The 16,213-nt window shown below is 62.0% G+C and carries 14 protein-coding genes; 9 read left to right on the top strand and 5 right to left on the bottom strand.

What is annotated here, in order from left to right:
• The first annotated feature begins 55 nt into the window (after positions 1-55).
• The 3 genes from secD to PHI64_RS13145 all read left to right on the top strand — a co-directional run bounded on the left by secD (position 56) and on the right by PHI64_RS13145 (position 5,331).
• Positions 56-1,915 carry a protein translocase subunit SecD gene (gene secD / locus PHI64_RS13155; RefSeq protein ID WP_299883494.1) on the top strand — a complete coding sequence of 620 codons (1,860 nt, stop codon included), beginning with the start codon at positions 56-58 and terminating at the stop codon, positions 1,913-1,915.
• A 33-nt stretch (positions 1,916-1,948) separates the two neighbouring features.
• Positions 1,949-2,881 (top strand): protein translocase subunit SecF, encoded by a 933-nt coding sequence (secF, locus tag PHI64_RS13150; protein WP_299883492.1) that lies wholly within the window; start codon positions 1,949-1,951, stop codon positions 2,879-2,881.
• Between the two features lie 212 nt (positions 2,882-3,093).
• Positions 3,094-5,331 carry an NADP-dependent isocitrate dehydrogenase gene (locus PHI64_RS13145; RefSeq protein ID WP_299883490.1) on the top strand — a complete coding sequence of 746 codons (2,238 nt, stop codon included), beginning with the start codon at positions 3,094-3,096 and terminating at the stop codon, positions 5,329-5,331.
• A 120-nt stretch (positions 5,332-5,451) separates the two neighbouring features.
• Here PHI64_RS13145 and icd read toward each other — a convergent pair whose 3' ends face one another.
• A complete protein-coding gene (gene icd, locus PHI64_RS13140; protein ID WP_299883488.1) occupies positions 5,452-6,696 on the bottom strand; it encodes an NADP-dependent isocitrate dehydrogenase in 1,245 nt (414 codons plus the stop codon).
• 339 nt (positions 6,697-7,035) lie between these two features.
• On the opposite strand from icd, the gene aceK reads away from it, so the two are divergent.
• Positions 7,036-8,814 carry a bifunctional isocitrate dehydrogenase kinase/phosphatase gene (aceK, locus tag PHI64_RS13135; protein ID WP_299883486.1) on the top strand — a complete coding sequence of 593 codons (1,779 nt, stop codon included), beginning with the start codon at positions 7,036-7,038 and terminating at the stop codon, positions 8,812-8,814.
• Between the two features lie 151 nt (positions 8,815-8,965).
• Positions 8,966-11,635, top strand: coding sequence for a 3-hydroxybutyrate oligomer hydrolase family protein (locus PHI64_RS13130; protein ID WP_299883484.1), 2,670 nt, complete (start codon positions 8,966-8,968; stop codon positions 11,633-11,635).
• Between the two features lie 93 nt (positions 11,636-11,728).
• On the opposite strand, the gene PHI64_RS13125 is transcribed toward PHI64_RS13130, so the two are convergent.
• From PHI64_RS13125 to coaBC, 3 genes are read right to left on the bottom strand one after another with little or no spacing between them, the layout of a single operon-like run.
• Positions 11,729-12,157 (bottom strand): NUDIX domain-containing protein, encoded by a 429-nt coding sequence (locus PHI64_RS13125; RefSeq protein ID WP_299883482.1) that lies wholly within the window; start codon positions 12,155-12,157, stop codon positions 11,729-11,731.
• Positions 12,157-12,606 (bottom strand): dUTP diphosphatase, encoded by a 450-nt coding sequence (gene dut / locus PHI64_RS13120; RefSeq protein ID WP_299883480.1) that lies wholly within the window; start codon positions 12,604-12,606, stop codon positions 12,157-12,159. The genes PHI64_RS13125 and dut overlap by 1 nt, the downstream gene beginning before the upstream one ends.
• A gap of 26 nt (positions 12,607-12,632) precedes the next feature.
• Positions 12,633-13,823 (bottom strand): bifunctional phosphopantothenoylcysteine decarboxylase/phosphopantothenate--cysteine ligase CoaBC, encoded by a 1,191-nt coding sequence (coaBC, locus tag PHI64_RS13115; RefSeq protein ID WP_299883478.1) that lies wholly within the window; start codon positions 13,821-13,823, stop codon positions 12,633-12,635.
• A gap of 47 nt (positions 13,824-13,870) precedes the next feature.
• Between coaBC and radC the strand changes: the two genes are divergently transcribed.
• The 3 genes from radC (at position 13,871) to rpmG (ending at position 15,100) form a co-directional block, all read left to right on the top strand.
• Positions 13,871-14,548, top strand: a complete 678-nt coding sequence (radC, locus tag PHI64_RS13110; protein ID WP_299883476.1) for a DNA repair protein RadC — start codon at positions 13,871-13,873, stop codon at positions 14,546-14,548.
• A gap of 119 nt (positions 14,549-14,667) precedes the next feature.
• Positions 14,668-14,904 (top strand): 50S ribosomal protein L28, encoded by a 237-nt coding sequence (rpmB, locus tag PHI64_RS13105; RefSeq protein WP_169144506.1) that lies wholly within the window; start codon positions 14,668-14,670, stop codon positions 14,902-14,904.
• A gap of 28 nt (positions 14,905-14,932) precedes the next feature.
• A complete protein-coding gene (gene rpmG, locus PHI64_RS13100) occupies positions 14,933-15,100 on the top strand; it encodes a 50S ribosomal protein L33 (RefSeq protein WP_153161166.1) in 168 nt (55 codons plus the stop codon).
• Between the two features lie 209 nt (positions 15,101-15,309).
• Here rpmG and PHI64_RS13095 read toward each other — a convergent pair whose 3' ends face one another.
• Complete coding sequence (locus PHI64_RS13095; RefSeq protein ID WP_079433360.1) at positions 15,310-15,513, bottom strand: cold-shock protein; 204 nt, start codon at positions 15,511-15,513, stop codon at positions 15,310-15,312.
• Between the two features lie 390 nt (positions 15,514-15,903).
• Here PHI64_RS13095 and clpS point away from each other — a divergent pair, with 390 nt between their 5' ends.
• Entirely contained in the window at positions 15,904-16,212 is a 309-nt protein-coding gene (gene clpS / locus PHI64_RS23615) for an ATP-dependent Clp protease adapter ClpS (protein ID WP_296565658.1), read from the top strand.
• Position 16,213: the final 1 nt, after the last annotated feature.

Here is a 16,213-nt window from a genome sequence, read left to right as displayed (position 1 = left end):
CCTGCATCGGCCGTCGTCAGTCGCAGCGCCCGTCCCCTCTCCTTCCCGCCAGACCATGAATCGCTACCCTCTCTGGAAAAATCTCCTCATCGGGCTCGTCCTGCTGTGGGGCCTGATCTACACCCTGCCGAACTTTTACGGGGAGGTGCCCGCCGTCCAGGTCTCCAGCGGCAAGGCCACCCTCAAGCTGGACGCCAGCGCAACCCAGAAACGCGTCGAGGAAAGCCTGGCAGCAGCCGGCATCCAGCACGACGGCCTGTTCTCCGATCTCAACAGCGTGCGCGCCCGCTTCCGCGACACGGACACCCAGCTGAAAGCAAAGGACGCCATCGAGAAGGCCTTCAACCCCGATGCTGCCGACCCGTCCTACGTGGTCGCTCTCAACCTGCTCTCCGCCAGCCCCCAGTGGCTCACCAATATCGGCGCCCTGCCCATGTACCTGGGCCTGGATCTGCGCGGCGGCGTGCACTTCCTGCTTCAGGTGGACATGAAGGGGGCCGTTACCAAACGCCTTGACGCCACAACCGGCGACCTGCGCACCCTGTTGCGTGACAAGAACGTCCGCCACGCCGGCATCACCCGTGAAAACCAGACGGTGGTCATCAAGTTCCGCGATACGGAATCCCAGACCCGCGCCCGGGCCGTGATCACTGCCGGCACCAACGACCTGCAACTGGTCGAAGGCCAGGACGGTGCCGACTTCAAGATCACCGCCACGCTCACGCCCCTGGCCCAGAAGTCCATCCAGGAATTCGCCCTCAAGCAGAACATCACCACCCTGCACAACCGGATCAACGAGCTGGGCGTTGCCGAGCCGGTGATTCAGCAGCAGGGCGTCGACCGCATCGTCGTGCAGTTGCCCGGCGTACAGGACGTGGCCAAGGCCAAGGACATCCTCGGCCGCACTGCCACCCTCGAAATCCGCATGGTGGATGACACGCCGGGCGCCCTTGAGGCGGCCGTAGGCGGTGCAATCCCCCCGGGCACCGAGGTGTACAACGACCGTGAAGGCCGCCCTCTGCTCGTCAAGAAACAAGTGGTACTCACCGGCGAACGCCTGACCGATGCCCAGCCCGGCTTTGACGGCCAGACCCACGAAGCCGCGGTACACCTGACCCTGGACTCTGCAGGCGCACGCATCTTCAAGGACGTCACCCGGGAGAACATCAACAAGCGCATGGCCATCCTGCTGATCGAAAAGGGCAAGGGCGAGGTCGTCACCGCGCCGGTGATCCGTGGCGAAATCGGCGGCGGCCGCGTACAGATCTCCGGCAAGATGAGCTCCGAGGAAGCCACCGATACGGCGCTGCTGCTGCGCGCCGGCTCTCTGGCCGCCCCCATGGAGATCATCGAGGAACGCACCATCGGCCCGAGCCTGGGCGCAGAGAACATCAGCAAGGGCTTTCACTCCACCCTGTGGGGCTTCGTAGCCATTGGCATCTTCATGTGTGCCTACTACATGCTGTTCGGCTTCGTCTCGGTGGTGGCCCTGGCCTCCAACCTGCTGCTGCTGATCGCTCTGCTCTCTCTGCTCCAGGCCACCCTCACGCTGCCCGGCATTGCGGCCATCGCCCTGACCCTGGGTATGGCCATCGACGCCAACGTGCTGATCAACGAACGGATTCGGGAAGAGCTGCGCAACGGCTCCAGCCCCCAGGCGGCCATCACCGCCGGCTACGACCGGGCTTTCGACACCATTCTCGACTCCAACGTCACCACCCTCATCGCCGGTGTGGCCCTGCTGGTTTTCGGCTCCGGCCCGGTGCGCGGCTTCGCTGTGGTTCACTGCCTTGGCATCCTGACCTCCATGTTCAGCGCCATCCTGGTCTCGCGGGGTCTGGTCAACCTGATCTATGGCAAGAAGCGCAAGCTCGACAAGCTGTCCATCGGCCAGGTCTGGAAACCGGGCAACTGAGGCCTGCCTCAATAAAGAAACGGACCTGCAATCATGGAATTTTTCCGCATCCACAAAGACATCCCGTTCATGAAGCATGCGCTGGTGTTCAACGTCATTTCGTTGGTCACCTTCGTGCTCGCGGTGTTCTTCCTGGCCACCAAGGGCCTGCACTTCAGTGTCGAGTTCACTGGCGGCACCCTCATGGAGGTCAGCTACAGTGAGCCTCCCAACCTCGAAAAGCTGCGTGAATCCCTGGCCAAGGAAGGCTACCAGGACGCCCAGGTGCAGAACTTCGGCAGCGCCCGCGACGTCCTGATCCGCCTGCCGAATCGGGACGGAATGGAAACCGGCAAGGTCAGCGAGAAAGTCATGGCCAACCTTGCGACCCTCGAAGGCCCCAAGGCGGAGATGCGCCGCGTCGAGTTTGTCGGCCCCCAGGTCGGCAAGGAACTGGCATCCGACGGTGCCATGGCGCTGTTGCTGGTGATCGGTGGCATCGTCGCCTACCTGGCGATGCGCTTCGAGTGGCGCTTTGCCGTCTCGGCGATCATCGCCAACCTCCACGACGTGATCATCATCCTGGGCTTCTTCGCGCTGTTCCAGTGGGAGTTCTCCCTGCCGGTACTGGCAGCCACCCTGGCGGTGCTGGGCTACTCGGTCAATGAATCGGTCGTGGTCTTCGACCGGGTCCGCGAAACCTTCAAGAAAAAGCGCGGCCTATCCACCCCCGAGGTGCTCGACCATGCGATCACCAGCACCATCAGCCGAACCATCATCACCCACGGCAGCACCCAAGCCATGGTGCTGTCCATGCTGCTGTTCGGCGGCGAAACCCTCTACTACTTCTCCCTGGCCCTGACCATCGGGATCTGCTTCGGCATCTACTCCTCCGTCCTCGTGGCCAGTCCTCTGGTCATGTGGCTGGGCGTCTCCCGGGAGCAGTTCATGCAGGTAAAGAAGGACAAGGAAGAGGCTGTCGTCTGAGCCTCATCCGAATGCAAAGGGCTGCCACTCGGCGGCCCTTTGCATTTGGCAGACAGGGCCCGGAGAGGCAAGGTTTGCCGGTTTCAATGCAGGCGTGCGGGATACATGATATTTTCCCCGCCGACTGCAAAAAGCGTCGTCCGCCGGCTTCAACGGCGACTGGGGGGCCTGAAGGCTCGTCGTCAATAAAATCAAATATCGAGGGAAGATAAATGGTTACTGGGAAATCTAAGATCATCTACACGCTGACGGACGAAGCTCCGCTGCTGGCCACCTGTGCGTTTCTTCCCATCATCCGGACCTTCACCGGCCCGGCGGGCATCGACATCGAGAAGGCCGACATCTCCGTGTCTGCCCGCATTCTGGCCGAGTTCTCCGACATGCTGCCCGAAGAGCAGCGGGTACCCGACACTCTGGCCGAACTGGGCAAGAAGACCCTCGAAGCCGACGCCAACATCATCAAGCTGCCGAACATCAGCGCGTCCGTAGCGCAGCTGAAAGCCTGCATCAAGGAACTCCAGGCCAAGGGCTACGCCGTCCCCGACTACCCGGAAGTGCCGTCCACCGACGCGGAAAAGGCCATCGTCGCCCGCTACGGCAAGTGCCTCGGCTCGGCGGTGAACCCGGTCCTGCGCGAAGGCAACTCCGACCGCCGCGCCCCGCTGGCCGTCAAGAACTACGCCCGCAAGAACCCCCACTCCATGGGTGAATGGAAGCCCTGGTCGCGGACCCACGTATCCCACATGCATCACGGTGACTTCTACCACGGCGAGAAGTCCATGACTCTGGACAAGGCCCGCAACGTCCGCATGGAACTGATCGCCAAGGGCGGCAAGATCACCGTACTCAAGCCGAAGGTCGCGCTACAGGAAGGCGAGATCATCGACTCCATGTTCATGAGCAAGAAGGCCCTGTGCGACTTCTACGAGAAGGAGCTGGAAGACTGCCGTGAATCCGGCATCCTCTTCTCCCTGCACGTGAAGGCCACCATGATGAAGGTGTCCCACCCCATCGTGTTCGGCCACTGCGTGAGGATTTTCTACAAGGAAGCCTTCGAGAAACACGAGGCCCTCTTCAACGAGCTCGGCATCAACGTCAACAACGGCATGGTCGACCTCTACGAGAAGATCAAGACCCTGCCCGAATCCAAGCGTGACGAGATCATCCGTGACCTGCACGCCTGCCAGGAACACCGTCCGAAGCTGGCCATGGTGGACTCCGCCAAGGGCATCACCAACTTCCACTCCCCCAACGACGTGATCGTCGACGCCTCCATGCCAGCCATGATTCGCCAGGGCGGCAAGATGTGGGGTGCGGACGGCAAGCAGTACGACAGCAAGTGCGTGATGCCGGAATCCACCTTCGCCCGCATCTACCAGGAGATGATCAACTTCTGCAAGACCAACGGCAACTTCGACCCGAAGACCATGGGAACCGTGCCGAACGTCGGCCTGATGGCGCAAAAGGCGGAGGAATACGGCTCCCACGACAAGACTTTCGAGATCGCCGAGGACGGCATCGCCAACATCGTCGACATCGACTCTGGCGAAGTGCTGCTCACCCAGAACGTCGAAGCCGGTGACATCTGGCGCATGTGCCAGGTCAAGGACGCGCCGATCCGTGACTGGGTCAAGCTCGCCGTCACCCGTGCCCGCAACTCCAACACCCCGGCGGTGTTCTGGCTCGACTCCTACCGCCCCCACGAAGCCGAGCTGATCAAGAAGGTCCAGACCTACCTGAAGGATCACGACACCGACGGCCTCGAGATCTACGTCATGTCCCAGGTCCGCGCCATGCGCTTCAGCCTGGAGCGCGTGATCCGCGGCCTCGACACCATCTCCGTGACCGGCAACATCCTGCGGGACTACCTGACCGACCTGTTCCCCATCATGGAACTCGGCACCTCCGCCAAGATGCTGTCCATCGTCCCGCTGATGGCCGGCGGCGGCATGTACGAGACCGGCGCTGGCGGCTCCGCACCGAAGCACGTGCAGCAGCTCACCGAAGAGAACCACCTGCGCTGGGATTCCCTGGGCGAGTTCCTGGCTCTGGCCGTGTCCCTCGAAGACCTGGGCATCAAGACTGGCAACAAGCGTGCCGTGCTGCTGGCCAAGACCCTTGATGCCGCCACCGGCAAGCTGCTGGACAACCGCAAGTCCCCTTCGCCCAAAACCGGCGAGCTGGACAACCGCGGCTCCCAGTTCTATCTGGCCATGTACTGGGCCCAGGAGCTGGCCAACCAGACGGAAGACACCGAGCTGGCAGCCCAGTTCGCAAGCCTGGCCAAGACCCTGACCGACAGCGAAGGCCAGATCGTTGCCGAGCTGAAGACCGTGCAGGGCAAGGCCGTGGATATCGGCGGCTACTACAAGGCCGATGCCGACAAGTGCAAGGCCGTGATGCGTCCCAGCCCGACCCTGAACGCCGCCCTGCGCGCCGCCCGCGCCTGACGGTAGTTTCCTGCACGCCCCCCTGGGCCGTGCAGGGGTTGAAAAACAAAACCCCCGTGGAGGCCACGGGGGTTTTGTCTTTTGATGGCCCGGCATCACGCACCGGGCACTGTGCGGACATTACATACGCGCAATCATGGCGTCACCAAACTCCGAGCACGACACCTCGGTTGCACCGTCCATCAGGCGCGCAAAGTCATAGGTCACGATCTTGTCGCCAATGGCCGCCTCCATCGACCGGATGACCAGATCGGCAGCCTCGGTCCAGCCGAGATGCCGCAGCATCATCTCGGCGGAAAGGATGATGGAGCCCGGGTTCACCTTGTCGAGCCCAGCGTACTTGGGCGCCGTTCCGTGGGTGGCCTCAAAGCAGGCGTACTGGTCGGAGATGTTGGCCCCCGGCGCAATGCCGATCCCCCCTACCTGGGCCGCCAGGGCGTCGGAGATGTAGTCGCCGTTGAGATTACAGGTGGCGATCACGTCGTACTCGGCCGGGCGCAGCAGGATCTGCTGCAGGAAGGCATCCGCAATCGCATCCTTGACGATGATCTCGCGCCCGGTCTTGGGGTTGGCAAACTTGCACCACGGGCCACCATCGATGGGCTGGGCACCGAACTCCTCCTGGGCAACCTTGTAACCCGTATCGCGGAACAGGCCCTCGGTGAACTTCATGATGTTGCCCTTATGCACGATGGTCACCGACTTGCGGTCGTTCTCGATCGCATACTTGATGGCCGCGCGCACCAGGCGGGTCGTCCCTTCGATGGATACCGGCTTGATGCCGATCCCCGAGGTTTCCGGGAAGCGGATCTTCTTGACCCCCATCTCATCGGTCAGGAACTTGATGACTTTCTTCGCGCTTTCCGACTGGGCCGCCCACTCGACTCCCGCATAGATGTCCTCGGTGTTCTCGCGGAAGATGACCATATTGACCAAGTCTGGCCGCTTCAGGGGTGACGGAACGCCCTGGAAGTACTGCACCGGACGGACGCACTGGTAGAGGTCCAACTCCTGGCGCAAGGCGACGTTGAGAGAACGGATTCCACCGCCCACCGGGGTGGTCATCGGCCCCTTGATGGACACTGAATACTCCTTGAGAGCATCGAAGGTTTCCTTGGGGAACCACTCATCAGGCCCGTACAGCTGAGTCGATTTTTCGCCCGCATAGACCTCCATCCAGTGGATCTGCTTCTTGCCGGCGTAGGCCTTGTTCACCGCCGCGTCGATGACCTTGATCATGACGGGGGTGATGTCCACACCAATACCATCCCCCTCGATATAGGGGATGATGGGATTGTCGGGAATGGCCTGGCCCGGAACGATTTTCTGCCCGCCAGCCGGCACCTTGATCAGAGAAGTACTCATACCAACGCCCTCGCAAAGGTTCTCATATCGTGTGGACGGGTCAGCCTCCTGACGACGCCCCACCGGCCAAACACCGGCCAGCTGGACGCATCGACCGACACCCTGCCTGCCCCTCGCATGGGGACAAACTGCACCGATTATGGACCAAAACCCAGCCGGGTCAATGCTGCACCGCCCACCACACGCAGCCCCGAAACCCGCGCCAGACGGCGTGCTCAGGCTGAGGCGGGGTAAGGTGAGTGCTACTATTTCAAGGCTGGACGCAAGTAGGCGAAGGGACGGACACCGCCCCCGCGTTACCCTGGCGCCTTGTCCGCCAACCTGCAGAAGGAGACTGAAGTGGACGCTGCACACAACGGAAATCCGGTCGCACTCGCCATCGCCCAGGCCTTGATCGAAGGCTTCAACAAGCATTACCGGATCTTTCGGGAGACCTCCCGACGCGCCAAGGAAAGCTACGAGGCGGCGACCTGGCAGGAGCAGCTCTCGGCGGTACGTGAGCGCGTCCAGTTTTACGATGACCGGGTCAACGAGACCGTGCAGCGCCTTCACGAAGAGTTCAACGCCGAATCCATCGACGATGCCACCTGGCAGGCCGTCAAGCTCCACTACATCGGCCTGCTTATCAATCACAAGCAGCCCGAGCTGGCCGAGACCTTCTTCAACTCGGTGACGACCAAGATCCTGCACCGGGATTACTTCAGCAATGACTACATCTTTACCCGCCCGGCCATCTCCACCGACTACATCGAGTCCTTCCCGCCCACCTACTCCAGCTACTACCCCCAAGACGAAGGCCTACGGGCCACAATCCTGCGGCTGATCGAGGACTTTGACTGGCAACGCCCCTTCGAGAACCTGGAGCGGGACGTGGATTACGTGATGCGCAGCGTCGAGAAACACCTGGGCAACTGGCCGAAGATGGAAGTGAACTGCCAGATCCAGGTCTTGTACTCGGCCTTCTACCGCAACAAGACCGCCTACATCATCGGCAAGGGCATCAACGGCTATCAGGAATACCCCTTTGTCATCGCCGTGCGCCATGGCGCCTCGGGCATGCTCCACCTGGACACCATCCTGCTCGACACCTGGCGCATTTCGCTACTGTTTTCCCTCTCCCGGGCCTACTTCCTGGTAGACATGGAGGTCCCCTCGGGCTACGTCCAATTCCTGCGCAGCATCATGCCCAACAAGCCGCGCTCGGAGCTCTACACCATGCTCGGCCTGGGCAAGCAGGGCAAGACCAACTTCTTCCGTGACCTCATCGCCCACCTGCGCCACTCCAACGACCAGTTCATTGAGGCTCCGGGCATCCGCGGCCTGGTGATGCTGGTGTTCACCCTGCCGTCCTACCCCTACGTTTTCAAGATCATCAAGGACATCTTCGGCAGCTCCAAAAACATGGACCGTGCCACGGTAAAGCGCAAATACCTTCTGGTGCGCCAGGTGGATCGGGTCGGGCGCATGGCCGACACCCTCGAGTTTTCCAATGTAGCCCTGCCCCGCAGCCGCTTCCACCCCGACCTGATCCTGCAGCTCAAGGAACTTGCCCCGTCGGTGATCGAGGAGGACGGCGACACCCTGGTGATCAAGCATCTGTACATTGAGCGCCGCATGACCCCGCTCAACCTCTACCTGGACAAGGCCAGCGACGAGCAGGTGGACGAGGCCGTCCGCGAGTACGGGCAAGCGATCAGCGAACTGGCCATCGCCAACATCTTCCCCGGCGACATGCTGTGGAAAAATTTCGGAGTGACGCGCTATGGGCGGGTCGTGTTCTACGATTACGATGAGATCGAGTACATGACCGACTGCAACTTCCGCAGGATCCCCCCTGCCCCCAACGAAGACATGGAGATGTCCAGCGAACCCTGGTACTCCGCCGGCCCGATGGATGTCTTCCCCGAGGAATTTGCCACCTTCCTCCTCGGCCAGCCAAAGATCCGTAAGGCCTTCCTCAAGCACCACCGCAACCTGCTCGACCCCCGTTTCTGGCAGGACGCCCAGGCACGCATACGCAACGGCTATGTGGAGGACTTTTACCCCTACCCGCAGGAACTGCGCTTCTGCAATGCCGATGGCCCCCATGCTGAATCGCCCCCGCCCCCAGCCACCTGAGCCAGTTCTCTGCCCCGACCGCCGGCCTTGTCCGGCGGTTTTTCATGGCGTTCAGGTAAACCCCAGTGTCGCACTCCGCCGGCAAGCACCACCATGGAGACGAGCTTGCCATCTGGATGGCGCTTCCCATAACCCATAGAGGAGGAGAGATATGGAATACCGGTTTCGATTGAAAGCTCTGGTGCTGGCGCTCAGTGGCACCCTGATTCTGGGCGCCTGCGGAGGCAGTGACAAAGACATTCAACTGAGCGGCATCGCCGCAGAGGGCCTGGCCATCGCCAACGGCACGGTCACCATCAAGGACAAGACGGGCCAGACCCGCAGCGCCACGACCGACAGCAACGGCAACTACGCGGTCAAGATCGTCGGGCTGACCTACCCCCTGATGCTGCAGATTACGGGCAGCCAGGGCGTATGGCATGCGCTGGTGACCGAGGACGACGCCGGCAAGCCCGCCAACATCAACAACGCGACCAACAGCATTGCCCAACTGGCACTGGGTGTCAGCTCCGATGCTGCCCTGCGGGCCGCCTTTACGGCGGGCACGTTCAGCCAGGTCGGTGCCGCCAGCGTGGCAAACGCCGACGCAAAGCTCCTTGACGCCCTCGAATCCGAACTCGGCAAACGCCCTGCATCCCTCCGCCATGTCAAGTTTCAGCCCGGCACCGCCAGCAGCGACGGCGACGAGACCGACCGCCTGCTGACCCTCGTGGATCTGCGCCCGTCCGGCACCGGTTTCGTCGCCTACAACCGCCTCCCTGAGCGCATCCGCGCCGACTCCTACCGCATTCAGGAGTATGACGGCAGCAGCGATGACCTCCTCACCGCCGGGCTAGGCAAAACAGGGCTAGGCAGCGCCACCGCCCCCGCGTACACCAACGCGGCCGCCCCCAGCGTCGCCGAGCTGCGCCGCAACGCCATCTACAACAATTACCGCGCCCTCGTGGACGCCAACAAGCCCACCGGCGGCTACGGCACACTCTACGGCCCCAACATCGACACCAACGGCGGCGATACCCTGGGCGAGGGCAAGATCGCCGGCTCCGAGGCGATTGCCTTCTCCGGTGACGAAAGCGGCACACGTCTGGTCACCGTCATGGTGCAGATCCCCGCCAGCTTCAAAGTCGCCCAGCCCTGCATCGTCACCGCCACCTCATCCGGCTCGCGGGGCATATATGGCGCCATTGGCACTGCCGGCGAATGGGGCCTCAAGCATGGCTGCGCCGTGGCCTATACCGACAAGGGTAGCGGCAACGGCATGCACGACCTGGCCCGGGACACCGTCACCCTGATCGACGGCACCGTCTCCAGCGCAAGCGCCGCCGGCAAGCGGGCCCATTTCGTAGCCGACCTGAGCAAGAGCCAGTTGGATGCGTTCAATACCGCCTTCCCCAACCGGATTGCCTACAAGCATGCCCACTCCCGCCAGAACCCCGAGAAAGACTGGGGCCGCAACACCCTCGACGCGGTGGGCTTCGCGTTCTACGTACTCAACGAAAAGTACGGCACAGCCGACGCCACCGGCAAAAAGCCACGCACCATCCGCCCTGCCAACACCCTGGTGATCGCCTCATCTGCATCCAATGGCGCCGGTGCCGCCCTCCTGGCTGCCGAACAGGACAGCCTGGGCCTGATTGATGGCGTGGCCGTAAGCGAACCCCAGATCCAGCCCAAGGACGTCAGCGGCCTGGGCATCAAGCAGGGCAGCAACCCCGTCAGCACCATCGGCAAGCCGCTGATCGACTACTTCACTTACGCCAACCTCTACCAGCCCTGCGCGGCGCTCTCCACCGCGGCCGCCAACTCGCCGGGAGCGGCATTCATCGCCGGCTATGCCAGCAATCGCTGCACAGCGCTGAAGGCCAAGGGCCTGCTGACCGGCACCACGCTCCAGGCCCAGGCCGACGAGGCACTACAGAAGCTGCGTACCTATGGCTGGAGCAGCGAGCACGACCTGTACCACGCCTCCCACCACGCCTTCGCAACCCCTTCCATCGTCGTCACCTACCTGAACGCCCTTGGGCGTTTCAGCGTGGCCGACAATGTCTGCGGCTTCAGCTTCGGCAGCACCGTGGCAGCGGCCGGCACCACACTGGGCAACGTCACCGCCACCAGCGCCCTGGTTCAGGCCGGCATCTTTGCCAGCGGCAATGGCATCCCACCCACGGGGGGCATCAATCTGGTCTACAACGATGCCACTGGCGGCGCCAAGCGGGACGTTTTTGCCGTTTCCCCCTCCACCGGGTTGGCTGACGGCGCCCTCGACGGAGCCCTGTGCGCCCGCTCGCTGGTCACCGGCACCGACACCGTAAGCGGCAGCAAGCTGACAGGCACCCTCCTCGCCCAATCCGACCGCGTACGCCAGGGCATTGCCGAGGTGCAGGCCAGCGGGGCCCTCAACGGTAAGCCAACGGTCATCGTGTCCGGCCGTGCAGACACCCTGATCCCCGTCAATCACGCCTCCCGGGCGTACTACGGAGCAAGCCGGAAGGTCGATGGGACGAGCAGCAAGCTTCGCTACTACGAGGTCACCCACGCCCAGCACTTTGATACCTTCATCGACAACAGCCTGCTGCCTGGCTATGACAGCAACCTGGTGCCTCTGCATGTGTACTTCAACCAGGGGATGGACATCATGTATGCCCACCTGAAGAACGGCACCGCACTGCCCGACTCCCAGGTGATTCACACCACACCGCGCGGCGGCACGGCAGGCTCGGCGCCGGCCCTCACGGCCAGCAACGTCCCACCGATCGCCGCCAGCCCTGCAGCGGCAAACACCATCACCTACACTGGCGGAACAGTGAGCGTTCCCGAGTAAGACGCGTCCGGCATGAAAGCCCTCACGGGCCTTGCATGCCGGACTAGCCCGGAATTGAAAAACCCCGGTTCTTGCGAAACGGGGTTTTTCAATTCAGCACCAGCCGGACTCCCTTATCCATGGGCCTGGACCCTGGGCAAGCGCCTCGCGGATGTATGGCACAACAGCTTCAGGCAAGGCGTCCAGCGGAAACCACCCGAGAGCATCACATTTGTCGGGCTCGGCAACATGCGGCTCACCCTCCCAAGCCCCTGCCCTGGCGAAGAAATCGATCCGGTTCGTATCTGAACGCCGGTGCACCACCCCCACGATTTCCACACTCCCAGCTTCGAGCACCACACCAAGCTCCTCGGCACTCTCGCGAACCGCGGTCGCCACAACGGACTCGCCCTCCTCCACATGGCCACCTGGAAGGCTGTACAAACCATCAAAGAAGCCCGTCCCGGCCCTGCGCATCAGCAGCACCCGGCCGTCCCGCTCAAGCAGAACATGCACGCCAGTAGGAATGCCCGGATGCCACATCAATGCTTGCCAGTGCTGCCAAACCCGCCGACACCCCGCTCGCTGGCGTCAAAATCGTCCACCACGTTAAACGCCACCTGCAGCACCGGTACGACCACCAGCTGGGCCATGCGCTCCATGGGTTGCACCGTGAAATGCTCATGCCCCCGATTCCAAACCGACACGAAGATCTGTCCCTGGTAATCCGAATCGATCAGACCCACCAGATTGCCCAGTACGATCCCGTGCTTGTGCCCCAACCCAGAGCGGGGAAGGATCATCGCCGCCAGGCCCGGATCGGCCAGATGGATGGCGAGGCCCGTGGGCACCAGGGTCGTCTGCCCCGGGGCCAGGTTAATCGGCGCATCAATGCAGGCACGCAGGTCAAGGCCCGCCGAACCGCCGGTTGCATATGCGGGCGGCTGGCTGCGCAGGCGCTCGTCGAAAATCTTGATGTCAATTCGGTGCATGGCAATCCAATCTTTCAGAGCTAGGTTCAGACTTGCGGCAACAGACCTGCCAGGTGCGCCACAATGGCCCGGGCAAGATCGGGCTTGGTGGCCTTCGGCAGGGGATGACGGCCGGCGGCGTCATACAACACCACGAGGTTGTCATCCCCCCCCAGCCCGTCCTGCACCAGGTTACCAACAATCAGAGGCAGCTTCTTGGCCTTGCGCTTGCCTTCCGCGTACTCGTCCAGGTTGCGACTTTCGGCAGCAAAGCCCACACAGAACGGGGGGTTCGGCAAACCCGCCACATCGGCGAGGATATCCGGATTGGGGGTCAGGGTGATGGACAGTTCGGCACCGGACTTCTTGATCTTGTGCTCCGCCGAGGTGGCCGGGCGATAATCCGCCACCGCCGCCACGCCGATGAAGACATCCGCGCCTGGCAACGCAGCAAACACTGCCTCATGCATTTCCAGCGCACTGCGCACACTCACCCGGTGGGCCCCTGCGGGCACCGGCAGGGCGACGGGCCCACTGACCAGCACCACCTCGGCTCCCGCCTGGGCGCAGGCCCGGGCCAGCCCATAAGCCATCTTGCCGGAACTGGAATTGGTGATGCCACGCACCGGATCGATCGCTTCGAAAGTTGGCCCGGCCGTCATCACCACACGCCGCCCGGCAAGCAGGCGGGGCTGAAAGAAGCCGATCACCGCCTCGCACAACTCCTCGGGCTCAAGCATACGCCCCAACCCGACCTCACCGCAGGCCTGTTCGCCGGCCGCCGGCCCGAACAGCGTCACCCCGTCGGCACGCAGCTGCGCAACATTTCGCTGCGTAGCGGGGTGCTCCCACATCTGCCGGTTCATGGCAGGCGCCACCAGCAAGGGGCAATCCCGCGCCAGACATAGGGTAGTCAGCAGATCATCCGCCAGGCCATGGGTGAGCTTGGCCATCACATCGGCGCTAGCCGGCGCAATCAGTATCGCGTCAGCATCACGGGTGAGGTCGATGTGGGCCATGTTGTTGTCCATGCGCGGATCCCACAGATCAGTCCACACCCGGTTGCCAGAGAGCGCCTGAAAAGTGACGGCCGTCACGAAGCGCGCACCGCCTTCCGTTAACACCACATGAACATCCGCCCCAGCCTTGCCAAGCAGACGCACCAGCTCCGCCGCCTTGTAGGCCGCCACGCCCCCCGTCACACCCAACACCAGTTTCCTGCCCTTGAGCTCGATCATGCCAATGGTATTATCCGAGTCCTTCAGAAGCTGGAATTGTACACGCCATGGCAATCACCGACTGGCCCGCCGACGAACGCCCGCGGGAGCGCCTTCTCAGCCTGGGCGCCGGCGCCCTGTCGGACGCGGAACTCCTGGCCCTGTTCCTGCGGGTCGGCATCCGCGGCAAGAGCGCAGTCGATCTCGCCCGCGACCTTCTAGCCCATTTCGGCGGGCTGTCGGCCCTGTGCACTGCAACAGCCACGGCCTTCTCGGCGATTCCGGGCATGGGCCCAGCCAAATACGCCCAGCTCCAGGCGGTGCTCGAACTGGCCCGTCGGGCCCTCGTCGAAGAGATGGCCCACCGCGACGTACTCGACTCACCCCGCGCCGTTCGGGACTGGCTGCGCCTCAAGTTGGCTCAACTCCCCCACGAAGTCTTCATGATCCTCCTCCTCGACGCCCAGAACCGGATCATGGGCAACGTGGAGTTGTTCCGCGGCACCCTCACCCAGACCTCCGTCTACCCCCGGGAAGTCGTCAAACTGGTTCTCGAACACAACGCTGCAGCGGTCATCCTGGCCCACAACCATCCCTCCGGGGTCGGCGAACCCAGCATCGCCGATCAATCCCTCACCAAGAACCTCATCCAGGCTCTTGCCCTGATCGACGTAAGAGTTCTTGATCACTTTATCGTCGCAGGCAACGCCCCTCCCGTATCCTTCGCCGAACGAGGCCTGCTCTAGGCTTTGGAGACCACAAGGCAGATCTTCGCCATTTGAAACGCACCAAGGTATTGATTCGAGTGAGCTTCGTCGCTTATAATCGAGAGTCTTATCGAATCAAAACCAGTTTGGAGCAACAAATGGCTCGCGTTTGCCAAGTGACCGGAAAAGCACCGATGGTGGGTAACAACGTTTCCCACGCGAACAACAAAACCAAGCGCCGCTTCCTGCCGAACCTGCAGAATCGCAAGTTCTGGAGCGAAGCCGAGAATCGCTGGGTGCGCCTGCGCGTATCCAATGCGGCCCTGCGCACCATTGACAAGAAGGGCATCGACACCATCGTCGCCGAGCTTCGCGCTCGCGGCGAAAAAGTCTAAGCCTTTTCACCACCGGAGATAAATCGACATGGCAAAAGGCGGCCGCGAAAAGATCAAGCTCGAGTCCACTGCTGGCACCGGGCATTTTTACACCACCTCCAAGAACAAGCGCACCACCCCGAACAAGCTTGAGTTCAGCAAGTACGATCCTGTTGCTCGCAAGCACGTGCCGTACAAGGAAGTCAAACTCAAGTAATTGCTTCCGGCACGCAATTACCGCTTGTTGCACCTAAAAACCCGCCAATCGGCGGGTTTTTGCATTTCACCCCAGCAGCTCGGCGCACCCCGCCCTGCATCGCCCCACAACCAGCACCAAGCCTAAAAACAAAACCGCCGGCGAGCTTCCGCAGGCCGGCGGTCTGGATCACTATATCGAGGCCACAGGCCTCGACGGATCAGAATGGATCAAGCGCGCTGAATATTCGACGCCTGCTTGCCCTTCGGTCCCTGAGTGACCTCGAACTGAACCTTCTCCCCCTCCTTCAGCGACTTGAACCCGTTCATGTTGATCGCAGAGAAGTGCGCGAACAGGTCTTCACTGCCATCATCCGGCGTAATGAAGCCGAAACCCTTGGCGTCGTTGAACCACTTAACAGTACCAGTTGCCATATTGCTCATTCCTTCTTGATTTCAGTAATACGATCCGGACTCCCGGCATGCGATCGAGTCGAGGCGGGGCAGGACTTTCGAGGGCGCTTCTTCGAACACGCAACGCAAACCCCATCACCCCTGGCTCAGCACGAACACAGCCCTGCTTTTACGTGACTTGATAGGCGCCGTCAACGCATTTGTAACCCGGCACAAATGTTGCGCCACAACATCAAAGCAGCAGATAAATGTCTTGTTTTTGTGAGTTTTCCAACAAAACCCGACATTTCAACGCGGCTTTTGCCCCGCTTGCGACGCACCATGAGAAGGCAAGCGCGCCGTTTTGATAGGCCCCGCCAAGTGCGCCAAGTCACTCTTGCACAATCATCGGGGTTGTTTAGAATGGGTCGCATGGTCATCAAAAAGCAGGAAGAGTCTGTACTTGAAACTTCGGTGACGCGGGTCAAGCCGCCACCTCTTTTCAAGGTCATGCTCCTTAACGACGATTTCACCCCCATGGATTTCGTGGTGGCCGTGATTGAGAAATACTTTGGCAAGGACCGCGAACAAGCGACGCGAATCATGCTCAAAGTGCACAGAGAGGGCGTTGGTGTATGCGGAGTCTTTCCACGGGACATCGCGGCCACCAAAGTCGAGCAGGTCATAGCGTACGCACGCCAGTACCAGCATCCCTTGGCATGCGTCATGGAGGAAAACTGAA

This window comes from Zoogloea sp. (assembly GCF_028689785.1).
Lineage (GTDB): Bacteria > Pseudomonadota > Gammaproteobacteria > Burkholderiales > Rhodocyclaceae > Zoogloea.
This window is presented reverse-complemented; position numbering and strand designations above follow the sequence as displayed.

Coding starts and splice junctions, on each gene's coding strand:
- secD (WP_299883494.1), top strand. CDS start 56: ATGAATCGCTACCCTCTCTGGAAAAATCTCCTCATCGGGCTCGTCCTG.
- secF (WP_299883492.1), top strand. CDS start 1,949: ATGGAATTTTTCCGCATCCACAAAGACATCCCGTTCATGAAGCATGCG.
- PHI64_RS13145 (WP_299883490.1), top strand. CDS start 3,094: ATGGTTACTGGGAAATCTAAGATCATCTACACGCTGACGGACGAAGCT.
- icd (WP_299883488.1), bottom strand. CDS start 6,696: ATGAGTACTTCTCTGATCAAGGTGCCGGCTGGCGGGCAGAAAATCGTT.
- PHI64_RS13130 (WP_299883484.1), top strand. CDS start 8,966: ATGGAATACCGGTTTCGATTGAAAGCTCTGGTGCTGGCGCTCAGTGGC.
- PHI64_RS13125 (WP_299883482.1), bottom strand. CDS start 12,157: ATGTGGCATCCGGGCATTCCTACTGGCGTGCATGTTCTGCTTGAGCGG.
- dut (WP_299883480.1), bottom strand. CDS start 12,606: ATGCACCGAATTGACATCAAGATTTTCGACGAGCGCCTGCGCAGCCAG.
- coaBC (WP_299883478.1), bottom strand. CDS start 13,823: ATGATCGAGCTCAAGGGCAGGAAACTGGTGTTGGGTGTGACGGGGGGC.
- radC (WP_299883476.1), top strand. CDS start 13,871: ATGGCAATCACCGACTGGCCCGCCGACGAACGCCCGCGGGAGCGCCTT.
- rpmB (WP_169144506.1), top strand. CDS start 14,668: ATGGCTCGCGTTTGCCAAGTGACCGGAAAAGCACCGATGGTGGGTAAC.
- rpmG (WP_153161166.1), top strand. CDS start 14,933: ATGGCAAAAGGCGGCCGCGAAAAGATCAAGCTCGAGTCCACTGCTGGC.
- PHI64_RS13095 (WP_079433360.1), bottom strand. CDS start 15,513: ATGGCAACTGGTACTGTTAAGTGGTTCAACGACGCCAAGGGTTTCGGC.
- clpS (WP_296565658.1), top strand. CDS start 15,904: ATGGTCATCAAAAAGCAGGAAGAGTCTGTACTTGAAACTTCGGTGACG.